Raw genomic sequence first — 9,144 nt, 5'->3', positions numbered from 1 at the left:
GTTTGAGGAGCGGGGGTCCGGGGGCTGGCCCCCGAAACGGGGTCCGGGGCGGAGCCCCGATAGGGCGGGGGGGTTCCAGGGGGCGCAGCCCCCTTGGCCGGGGTCGAAGGGGCGGAGCCCCTGGGGACGGGACGGGTAGGGGCGGCGGGGGCGACCTCCTCCACGCGCACCCCACTCGCACCCGCACCCCACCCACCCGCACCCCACCCATCCACCTCCCCACCAGCCCCCACCCCAGCCCACGTACGCTCAAGCCCAAGCGCTGTCCGCCGCCCAGGGGAGCCCCGTGACCGCAGACGTACGACCAGACGTACTACCCACCCTGACCGCCAGGACGCGAGTCGTCGCACACCCCCGAGGCGGACCCTGCGGCCACCCCGACACCGTGCTCGCCCAGCGGGACGACGGCACAGTCGTACGACACGCAAACACCGTCGCCAAGGCACACGCCCCGGACACGAACCTCGCGGACCTCTCCCCCCGCCTCGCCACTGCCACCGAACTCCCCGAGATCCTCCTGGCCCCCCTCCACCCCACCCCGGCAGACCTCCACGGCCGCCTGGTGACGTTCTGGCCCTACGGCACCCCCGTGGACCCCGAGACCCCCGAGGACGCCCCCTGGGAGGACGCGGCCGTCCTCCTCGCCCGCCTGCACAAGGCGCCCGCGCCGCCCCGCCTTCCTCCCATGCGCGGCCCGGCCAAGGCGGCCCGGGCGATGACCCGGCTCCAAGCGGCCGGCCCGCACCCGGCCGCCGCCCCGATCCGGCGCGCGTGGGAGACCCTGCCCGCCTGGGCCAGGGACGGGGCCCCGATGCCGGACATCACGACCCTGTGCCACGGCGACCTTCACCTCGGCCAGCTCGTACGGCACCCCGCACGGACCGGCCCCTGGCGGCTGATCGACGTGGACGACCTGGGAGTCGGCGTACCGGCGTGGGACCTGGCCCGCCCGGCCGCCTGGTACGCCAGCGGCCTGCTCCCGCCCGACGAGTGGACCCGGTTCCTCACCGCGTACCAGCAGGAAGGCGGTCCGGCGGTCCCGCCCGACGGCGACCCCTGGCCCGCCCTGGACGTCCCGGCCCGAGCGCTCACCGTGCAGACGGCGGCCCTGGCGGTCGCGAAATCCGTGGCGGCGCACCGGCCTCTGGACGAGGTGCAGCAGGCCGTGATCGACGCCTGTGACCGAATGGCCGCCGTCCCGCCTGAGTTGCCCCAAGGATCCACGAAGTAGGGTGCAACCGACCGAAGCCGGGCAGTGTCTGTCCTGGCGATACGCGAAGCAGCACCGACCGGCGAGGAGTTGAGCTGAAACCATGCAGTGTCCGAAGTGCCATGCGCCGATGCACACGTACAACCGCAACGGCGTCCAGATCGAGCAGTGCAGCGGTTGCCGTGGGATCTTTCTCGACTACGGCGAGCTGGAGTCGCTGACCCGCCTGGAGTCCCAGTGGTCACAGCCCGCTCCGCCGCCCCCGGCCGCCCCGCAGGCGTACCCCGCGGCTCCCGCCCCCGCCTGGGGCGCCCCGCACGGAGGCCACGGCGGCCACCACGGCGGTCACTACGGCCACAGCCGTCACAAGAGCTTCGGCCACATGCTGTTCTCCAGCTGAGCTCCGCGGCTGCTCCGCTCCTCAGCCGAGCAGCGCACGAAGAAGCCCCCGGCCGTACGGGACGGCCGGGGGCTTCGGTGTGTGGACGATACTGGGATTGAACCAGTGACCTCTTCCGTGTCAGGGAAGCGCTCTCCCGCTGAGCTAATCGTCCTCGGGACCACGGCCCGAGGGCCGTAGGTGCTGCGTGCGCGATACTGGGATTGAACCAGTGACCTCTTCCGTGTCAGGGAAGCGCTCTCCCGCTGAGCTAATCGCGCGGGCTCGGATCTTGTCGTACGTACTCGTCGTACCTGCCGAAAGATCCAGTGGACGATACTGGGATTGAACCAGTGACCTCTTCCGTGTCAGGGAAGCGCTCTCCCGCTGAGCTAATCGTCCTTGGAGGTGGAGACGGGATTTGAACCCGTGTAGACGGCTTTGCAGGCCGTTGCCTCGCCTCTCGGCCACTCCACCAGGAGTGCAGGGGTTCGGGAAGATCCCCTGGTTTCCTTCGAGCGGACGACGAGGCTCGAACTCGCGACCTCAACCTTGGCAAGGTTGCGCTCTACCAACTGAGCTACGTCCGCTTGTCGTTTCCGTTTCGCTTGCGCGTCGCGGCGACGAGTTGAACTCTAGCGGATTCCGGGGCCAGCACAAAAACGCGTTTGTGCAGCGTGCTGCGGTACGTCCGGTCCAGGACCTGGTCAGGGCGGCCCGCGCGGCGTCCGTCCTAGACTCGACTGTGTGCCCGACCTGCCTCCTCTCGCCCGCTTCGGCGGCCTTGTCGCGACCGGCCTCGCCGACGTGACCAGCGATCCAACGGCCCTTGACTCCTCCGGCTTCTGGGCCGTGTCGGCCGACTACGAGGGGCGCCTGGTGTGCGCGCGCTTCAGTGACGTACGTCGCGAGCCGGTGCCCGCCGCCGTGCCGGGGGCGTGGCGCGGTCCGCGTGTCGGTGACTGGACGTCGTCGCTCGACCGCGGGGCGTACACGCGGGGTGTGCGGCGCATACGCGAGCACATCGCTGCCGGCGAGGTGTACCAGGCCAACCTCTGCCGGGTCCTGTCCGCGCCCGTCACGCCCGACGCCGACGTGGACGCGTTGACCGCGCAGCTGGCGCGCGGCAACCCGGCACCGTATGCAGGAACGATTCGCCTGCCCGGCCACGGTGTGGAGATCGCCACCGCGTCCCCCGAGCTCTTCCTGCGCCGCCAGGGACGCGTCGTCGAGTCCGGACCGATCAAGGGCACCGGCCGCACGGAGGCGGACCTCCTGGAGAAGGACTACGCCGAGAACGTGATGATCGTGGACCTGGTCCGCAACGATATCGGCCGCGTCTGCGCCACCGGTTCGGTGACGGTCCCCGAGCTGTGCGTCCTCGAGAAGCACCCGGGCCTGGTCCACCTCGTCTCCACCGTGCGCGGCGAGCTGTGCGACGGAGCCGGCTGGTCCGAACTGCTGACCGCCGCCTTCCCGCCCGGCTCCGTCACCGGCGCCCCCAAGTCCAGCGCCCTGCGCATCCTCGCCGCCCTGGAGACGGCACCGCGCGGTCCCTACTGCGGCGGCATCGGCTGGGTGGACGCGGACCGGGGTACCGGGGAGCTGGCCGTGGGCATCCGCACCTTCTGGATCGACCGCGCGGAAGGCGTGCTGCGCTTCGGCACCGGCGCCGGCATCACCTGGGGGTCGGACCCCGAGGGGGAGTGGCGGGAGACCGAGCTGAAGGCGGCCAGACTGCTCGCGGTAGCGTCGGGGGAGTACGAGGTGAGTGGGAGGACCGTTACGTGAAGATCTGGCTCGACGGTGGTCTGCAGGACATCGAGGCCGCCCGCGTCTCCGTCCTCGACCACGGACTGACCGTGGGCGACGGCGTCTTCGAGACCGTCAAGGCGACCGACGGGCAGCCGTTCGCGCTGACCCGTCACCTCGACCGGCTGGCCCGCTCGGCGCGCGGCCTCGGGCTGCCGGAACCCGACCTCGACGAGGTGCGCCGTGCGTGTGCGGCCGTCGTGGACGCCAACCCCATGGCCCTCGGCCGCCTGCGCATCACCTACACCGGGGGCGTCTCCCCGCTCGGCTCCGACCGCGGCGACCACGGCCCCACCCTCGTCGTCGCCCTCGGCGAGACCACCCGCCGCCCCGACTCGACGGCCGTGATCACGGTCCCCTGGACGCGCAACGAGCGCGGTGCCCTGGCGGGCCTGAAGACCACCTCGTACGCCGAGAACGTCGTCGCGCTGGCTCGCGCTCACGAACAGGGCGCGTCCGAGGCGCTGTTCGCCAACACGGTCGGGCAGCTGTGCGAGGGCACGGGCTCGAATGTCTTCGTGGTCCTCGACGGGGAGATCCACACCCCGCCGGTCGCCTCCGGCTGCCTCGCCGGCATCACGCGCGCGCTCACCGCCGAGTGGACGGGCGCCCACGAGACGGATCTGCCGCTGGACGTCCTGGAACGCGCCGACGAGGTCTTCCTGACGTCGACCCTGCGTGACGTGCAGGCCGTGCACCGGGTCGACTCCCGCGGACTCCCCGGCGCCCCGGGCCCGGTGACGGCCAAGGCGCTGCGGATCTTCCAGGAGCGGGCCGGGAACGACCTCGATCCGTAGGTCCTGGCCGCGAGGATCCGTGGCGGCGAAGGACGGCCGGACGACGGGCGCGATTCTCGGATGACGAAGGGCCGCGGTACGGGTAGAACACCGGTGATGACCACCACCCTGCGGCCGACCGAGCCGCTTCAGCACGCCGCGGACGGAACGCGTTCGCGCACCTACCGGGTGTGCGTGAACAGCCGTCCCGTGGGCGGTATACGCCTCGTCGTGCGCCCGGAGTTCGGTCCGGACGTCGCTCGCATCGAGGACCTGCACATCGACGAGCCGGACCGCGGGCGTGGTCGTGGCACGGTGGCCGCGCTCGCCGCCGAGGAAGTCGTACGGGGCTGGGGGTGCCGGCGCGTCGAGGTGTCCGTGCCAGGCGACGCGGACACGGCCCTGCGGCTCGCCACGGCGCTCGGCTACCTGCCCAGCAGCCGCCACATGGTCAAGCCCCTCGACGGCACGCCGCGGGAGCTGCCCGCGGGGAGCGCCGCCCGCCCCATCACCGAGGCCGAGTACGGGCCCTGGCTCGCACACGAGCGCGAGGAGTTCGCGCGCAGCCTGATCGAGAAGGGCATGCCGGCCGCCGAGGCGTACACCAGGACGGACGAGGGGCACGCGAAGTACCTCCCGGACGGGCCGGCCACCGAGAACACCCTGATCAGCGTCCTGGAGCACGAAGGGACGCGGGTCGGTGTCCTCTGGCTGGGACTGTGGCCCGAGACGGCGTTCGTGCTGGACATAGAGGTCGACGCGGAGCACCGTGGCCGAGGTCACGGCCGCGCCCTGATGCTCCTGGCCGAGCAGCAGGCCGTGATGGGCGGGAAGGACCGCGTGACGCTCAACGTGTTCTCGGGCAACACTCCGGCCGAGCGCCTCTACGAGGCGCTGGGTTACCGGACGGCGGCACACCACTTGTACAAGGAGCTGCTCTGAGGCGTACGCGCGACCGGTGGTCGGGATCGTGGGGGCCTCGCGAGGAAGCCCGGGGCTCGTGCGCCCTGAGCGCTACGTGGCCGGCGTCCCCTCGGCCAGCAGGCGGTCGGCGATCTCCTCGATGCGCTCGCGCAGCCCCTCCTGACTCTTGCCGCCGTCGAGGCGTTCGCCGCCGATGACGTACGTCGGGGTGCCGGTCACGCCGATCGCCTTGCCCTCGGCCTGGTCGGCGTCGACGATCAGGATGTGCCGGCCGTCGATCAGCGCCGTGTCGAACTCCTCGGCGTCGAGGCCGAGTTCACGGGCCACCTTCACCAGGAAGGGCTCGCCCTCGCGGACCAGCTCCTCGACCCGCTCCAGCACGGCCTCCACGTACGGCCACGCCTTGCCCTGCTCCGCGGCCTCCTCGGCGGCCTGGGCGGCGGCGAAGGCGTGCTTGTGCTTCTCCAGCGGGAAGTGCCGCAGCCGCGGTTCGAGCCGGTCGCCGTAGCGGGCACGCAGCGCGCGGATGTCGTCGAGGGCGCTGCGGCAGTCCGGGCACTGGAGTTCACACCAGACGTCCAGCACCACGGGGGCGGGACGTGCGGGGGAGGAGTCGCTCATGGGCTCAGTCTCCCAGCCGGGCCGTCGCGGGCCCAATCCGGGACGCACGGCTCAGCGGTCGTGGGGCTGGGGCTGGGGCTGGGGCCGGGGGCATGGGGCTGCGGCGTGGGAGGGGCGGGGGCCGCGTTCCGGGGCTCCCGCCTCCTCCCAGCGGTGGGGCGCGAACGGGCTGTCAGCCCTGGCCGGTACGAGGCGCCTGGTACCAGGGGTGGAGACGACCCCGAGGCGACCCCGAGATCTCCCTGAGGTCCGGTCGGACCGTGGCATGCCGGGCGCGGAACGGTGCAGGATGGAAGGGACGAACCGACCCTGCCCGACCGCGCATCGCATGGAGGACCGGATGATTGCCGAGACCGTTTGTGCCGCCGTGTCCGCCGCCGGGCTGGGCATCGCCGCGATCACGGCCTACCGCAAGCGTTTCCTCAGGGCGGCCCGCATCGCCGCGTACTCACTCGTGCCGATCGGCCTGGTGATGACCGGGGTCGTCCAGTGGCTGGCCGACACCGCCTTCAGCCCGACCGCCTGGGCGGGTGTCGGCGTGCTGGGCGCCTCCTGGCTGCTCTTCGCGGCCACCCGCGCCGTGGAGCGGCGTGGCGGGGGGACCCGCAAGGAGCGCAAGGCGGCCCAGGCCGCGCAGCGAGAGGCGATAGCCCCGGCGGCCTCCGCGCCCTCCCTGGGGCAGGGGCCCCGGCCTGCCGCCCGCCCCGCGACCACGCCCCGGGCCGCCGGCTCGACCGACTCCGGGGACGACTTCAGTGACATCGAGGCCATCCTCAAGAAGCACGGCATATGACGGCATCGCGGTCCGGATGATCGCGGATGAACGGCCCTGACTGAAACGACACAGTGGATCCGCCGAGAGGTCGGAAGCGATCACGATCGCTCCCACGTAAGAGGATATTGGCGAACTCCCGGTCATTCCGGATGTGTTGATCGCGGTGGGGGTGTCCGCTGCGCAATCATCGCCCGCGAGATGCTCGACACAACCCAGAGCGACACCGCGGCTCCGCCCGAGGAGCGGCGAGGTTGTCTCTTCGCGCTTTCCCAGCCACCGCTGATGATCTTCCTAGCGGTGATCGGCTGCCTGCTGCTCATGGCATCACTGCACGACCTGCTGATGCTCTGAGCCGTAAACGGAGCCCAGGCGCCACCCGCCGAAAGCTCCGTCAGTCCAGGCGCACCCAGTCGGCCATTTCCTGCCGCCGCGGACCGTGAGCCCTCAGCCCGCGGCCTCCTTGCGGCGCGCCCGGTAAGCGGCCACGTGGAGGCGGTTCCCGCAGGTGCGGCTGTCGCAGTAGCGGCGGGAGCGGTTGCGGGAGAGATCGATGAAGGCGCGACGGCAGTCGGGTGCCTCACAGCGGCGCAGCCGCTCCTGCTCCCCGGCGACCACGAAGAAGGCGAGCGCCATTCCGCAGTCGGCCGCGAGGTGGTCGGCGACGGAGGCGCCGGGCGCGAAGTAGTGCACGTGCCAGTCGTAGCCGTCGTGGTCGGTGAGCCGCGGTGTGGTGCCGGCGGCGGCGACCAGATCGTTGATCACCCCGGCGGCCGAGCGCGCGTCAGAGGCGGCGAAGACCTCGGCGAACCGGCCCCGGACCTTGCGCACCGCGGTGAGGTCGAACTCCGACAGCGCCCCGACGTCGCTGATCTCGTGCTTTCGTACGAAAACGCCGAGGGCGGGGACATCCACGAGCCCGTCCGCCGTCGTGTCGTCGTCCGGCGCGGTGTTCACCAGATCCACCACGGTGTCTAGGGCGCACCGGGTGTCGTGGGTGATCAGCACGTTTCGCTCCCTGGCCTGAAGGTCGGGCGGGGCGCCCGCCGATGCTGGCCGATGGTAATGGCTCGATGGACCGTTCGACCGGCACGGGACGAGCCTGGAGCAGCGCCGTGACGTCCGGAAGACACCTGGTGCGCGGGGAGCGCGGGGAGACGCCCCCGTCCCGCAGGGGCGTCTCCCACCGGCCTCGACATCAACGCTTCACCTGACCCGGACCCGGACCCGGACCCGGACAAGGGCATGGCCGCCGCGCCGAGAGCCGGGCCCCGTCCCTTTCGACACGGACCGCTACCGGCGGCCGGTAGCCGGACCGGCCCTCCGCGCGCCATCGGTGCGCGACGTCGGTACGTACGGTGACCCCGTGCATGCCGTACGCGCCCGTCGCGAGACCGGAAAGGCAACCGCGTGGACACACCGGAACCGCCGTGCGGAGGTCCGCGGCGACGGCGCCGGTGCGTGCCCTATGCGGTTGTCCGGGCCCGAGCCGTCTCCCCGAGTGGACGGCGCCGGGCAGCTTGTGTGTGGGAGCCTCGCCCTAGCTTTCCGCCAGGATGTGCGAGAGCTCCTGATCGAGGTCGAAGTGCCGGTGCTCCGTGCCGGGAGGCACGGCGGCGTCCGTCCGCTTCAGGAACGATTCCAGGGCCCGCGCCGGGGCCTCGAGCAGGGCCTCGCCCTCCGGAGAGCTCAGGGCGATGCAGACGACGCCCTGACCGTGGCTCCGGGACGGCCAGACGCGGACGTCGCCGGTGCCGGTGGGCCGGTGGAGCCCCTCGGCGAGGAGGTCGCGGGCGAACACCCACTCGACGGTCTCCTCGGCTCCGGTGTGAAAGGTGGCGTGCACGGCGTAGGGATCGGCCGTGTCATACCGCAGTCCCGCGGGAACAGGCAGTGAGGACTCGCTCGACACAACGAGGCGCAGGTGCAGCTCGCAGCTGACCGTGGTGTTCATAAGCGCCAGGGCCTTTCGCTCAGTGTGCGCTCGGGGATTCGCACGTCGGCGAAATCGACATGCCACCTACGGTGCCGTTGTAAACCCCTCTGCGTGTTTTGCATAGCTTTTGGTAGCTCATCCGGCGGAGGGTGCGTTCGTCCGGTACGGCCATTCCGGTGACCGGTTTCTCTCGGGTAGGGTTTGGTCGTATGAATACGGGGAGTCACGACGCGGGGGAGGTCGCCGTGGCGGCCGACGGAGCGAAGAGCGACATGACCGGCACACCCAAGAGCGAGACCGATGCGAAGGCGAACGAGGAGGCGGCTCTCGGGTCCCGTGCGCCGGAATTCATCAAGGCGCGGCGCGCGCTCCACCTGAGTTGGCAGGTGGGTGTCTTCATCCTGGGACTCGCGGTGGTGGTGGCGGGCGTGATCATGCTCCCGCTGCCCGGTCCCGGCTGGGTGGTGATCTTCGGTGGTATGGCGATCTGGGCGACCGAGTTCGTCTGGGCGCAGCTCGTGCTCCGCTGGACGAAGCGAAAGGTGACCGAGGCCGCGCAGAAGGCCCTCGACCCCCGGGTGCGGCGCCGCAACATCATCCTGACGACGATCGGCTTGGTGATCGTGGCGGTGCTGGTCGGCATCTACGTGTGGAAGTTCGGCTTCGAAATGCCCTGGAACATCAAGGACCAGTGATCGAGCCGCCGTCCAGCGA

General features: G+C 71.3%; 11 protein-coding genes and 5 tRNA genes. 8 read left to right on the top strand and 8 right to left on the bottom strand.

From position 1 onward, the window contains the following. The first annotated feature begins 286 nt into the window (after positions 1–286). On the top strand, positions 287–1,231 hold the full coding sequence (locus tag AB0959_RS21040; protein WP_366827946.1) for an aminoglycoside phosphotransferase family protein: 945 nt from the start codon (positions 287–289) through the stop codon (positions 1,229–1,231). Positions 1,232–1,313: 82 nt separating this feature from the next. Then, a complete protein-coding gene (locus AB0959_RS21035) occupies positions 1,314–1,610 on the top strand; it encodes a zf-TFIIB domain-containing protein (RefSeq protein WP_366827945.1) in 297 nt (98 codons plus the stop codon). An 82-nt stretch (positions 1,611–1,692) separates the two neighbouring features. On the opposite strand, the gene AB0959_RS21030 is transcribed toward AB0959_RS21035, so the two are convergent. The 5 genes from AB0959_RS21030 to AB0959_RS21010 all read right to left on the bottom strand — a co-directional run bounded on the left by AB0959_RS21030 (position 1,693) and on the right by AB0959_RS21010 (position 2,179). Next, positions 1,693–1,764 (bottom strand) — tRNA-Val (locus tag AB0959_RS21030). Positions 1,765–1,798: 34 nt separating this feature from the next. After that, a tRNA-Val gene (locus AB0959_RS21025) sits at positions 1,799–1,870 on the bottom strand. A 49-nt stretch (positions 1,871–1,919) separates the two neighbouring features. Then, a tRNA-Val gene (locus tag AB0959_RS21020) sits at positions 1,920–1,991 on the bottom strand. A gap of 1 nt (position 1,992) precedes the next feature. Further along, positions 1,993–2,066, bottom strand: a tRNA-Cys gene (locus AB0959_RS21015). A gap of 40 nt (positions 2,067–2,106) precedes the next feature. Next, positions 2,107–2,179, bottom strand: a tRNA-Gly gene (locus AB0959_RS21010). Between the two features lie 157 nt (positions 2,180–2,336). On the opposite strand from AB0959_RS21010, the gene AB0959_RS21005 reads away from it, so the two are divergent. The 3 genes from AB0959_RS21005 (at position 2,337) to AB0959_RS20995 (ending at position 5,119) form a co-directional block, all read left to right on the top strand. Beyond that, positions 2,337–3,380, top strand: coding sequence for a chorismate-binding protein (locus tag AB0959_RS21005; RefSeq protein ID WP_366827944.1), 1,044 nt, complete (start codon positions 2,337–2,339; stop codon positions 3,378–3,380). Next, positions 3,377–4,198 (top strand): aminodeoxychorismate lyase, encoded by an 822-nt coding sequence (locus AB0959_RS21000; RefSeq protein ID WP_366827943.1) that lies wholly within the window; start codon positions 3,377–3,379, stop codon positions 4,196–4,198. The genes AB0959_RS21005 and AB0959_RS21000 overlap by 4 nt, the downstream gene beginning before the upstream one ends. A gap of 96 nt (positions 4,199–4,294) precedes the next feature. After that, a complete protein-coding gene (locus AB0959_RS20995) occupies positions 4,295–5,119 on the top strand; it encodes a GNAT family N-acetyltransferase (RefSeq protein WP_366827942.1) in 825 nt (274 codons plus the stop codon). A gap of 72 nt (positions 5,120–5,191) precedes the next feature. Here the strand turns inward: AB0959_RS20995 and AB0959_RS20990 are convergent, their stop codons facing one another. After that, the gene (locus tag AB0959_RS20990; protein WP_366827941.1) at positions 5,192–5,722 is read right to left on the bottom strand and encodes a DsbA family protein; all 531 of its coding nucleotides are present in this window, start codon (positions 5,720–5,722) and stop codon (positions 5,192–5,194) included. A gap of 340 nt (positions 5,723–6,062) precedes the next feature. Here AB0959_RS20990 and AB0959_RS20985 point away from each other — a divergent pair, with 340 nt between their 5' ends. Beyond that, positions 6,063–6,515, top strand: coding sequence for a hypothetical protein (locus AB0959_RS20985; RefSeq protein WP_366827940.1), 453 nt, complete (start codon positions 6,063–6,065; stop codon positions 6,513–6,515). Positions 6,516–6,695: 180 nt separating this feature from the next. After that, positions 6,696–6,848: a hypothetical protein gene (locus AB0959_RS20980; protein WP_189785967.1), complete on the top strand. Its 153-nt coding sequence runs from the start codon at positions 6,696–6,698 to the stop codon at positions 6,846–6,848. A 93-nt stretch (positions 6,849–6,941) separates the two neighbouring features. Here AB0959_RS20980 and AB0959_RS20975 read toward each other — a convergent pair whose 3' ends face one another. Both AB0959_RS20975 and AB0959_RS20970 read right to left on the bottom strand, forming a co-directional pair. Next, the gene (locus AB0959_RS20975) at positions 6,942–7,502 is read right to left on the bottom strand and encodes a CGNR zinc finger domain-containing protein (RefSeq protein ID WP_366827939.1); all 561 of its coding nucleotides are present in this window, start codon (positions 7,500–7,502) and stop codon (positions 6,942–6,944) included. Positions 7,503–8,034: 532 nt separating this feature from the next. After that, positions 8,035–8,448 carry an SsgA family sporulation/cell division regulator gene (locus AB0959_RS20970; RefSeq protein WP_004002642.1) on the bottom strand — a complete coding sequence of 138 codons (414 nt, stop codon included), beginning with the start codon at positions 8,446–8,448 and terminating at the stop codon, positions 8,035–8,037. Between the two features lie 191 nt (positions 8,449–8,639). Between AB0959_RS20970 and AB0959_RS20965 the strand changes: the two genes are divergently transcribed. Beyond that, positions 8,640–9,125: a TIGR02611 family protein gene (locus AB0959_RS20965; protein ID WP_366827938.1), complete on the top strand. Its 486-nt coding sequence runs from the start codon at positions 8,640–8,642 to the stop codon at positions 9,123–9,125. Positions 9,126–9,144 lie beyond the last annotated feature (19 nt).

The organism is Streptomyces sp. NPDC046862 (genome assembly GCF_040704615.1).
Taxonomy (GTDB): domain Bacteria; phylum Actinomycetota; class Actinomycetes; order Streptomycetales; family Streptomycetaceae; genus Streptomyces.
Note: the sequence above shows the minus strand (reverse complement) of the source record. Positions and strands in the feature narration are given on the sequence as shown.

Bases quoted from the DNA above. Each gene is read 5' to 3' on its own strand.
- AB0959_RS21035 (WP_366827945.1), top strand. From the start codon at position 1,314: ATGCAGTGTCCGAAGTGCCATGCGCCGATGCACACGTACAACCGCAAC.
- AB0959_RS20995 (WP_366827942.1), top strand. From the start codon at position 4,295: ATGACCACCACCCTGCGGCCGACCGAGCCGCTTCAGCACGCCGCGGAC.
- AB0959_RS20990 (WP_366827941.1), bottom strand. From the start codon at position 5,722: ATGAGCGACTCCTCCCCCGCACGTCCCGCCCCCGTGGTGCTGGACGTC.
- AB0959_RS20985 (WP_366827940.1), top strand. From the start codon at position 6,063: ATGATTGCCGAGACCGTTTGTGCCGCCGTGTCCGCCGCCGGGCTGGGC.
- AB0959_RS20980 (WP_189785967.1), top strand. From the start codon at position 6,696: ATGCTCGACACAACCCAGAGCGACACCGCGGCTCCGCCCGAGGAGCGG.
- AB0959_RS20970 (WP_004002642.1), bottom strand. From the start codon at position 8,448: ATGAACACCACGGTCAGCTGCGAGCTGCACCTGCGCCTCGTTGTGTCG.
- AB0959_RS20965 (WP_366827938.1), top strand. From the start codon at position 8,640: ATGAATACGGGGAGTCACGACGCGGGGGAGGTCGCCGTGGCGGCCGAC.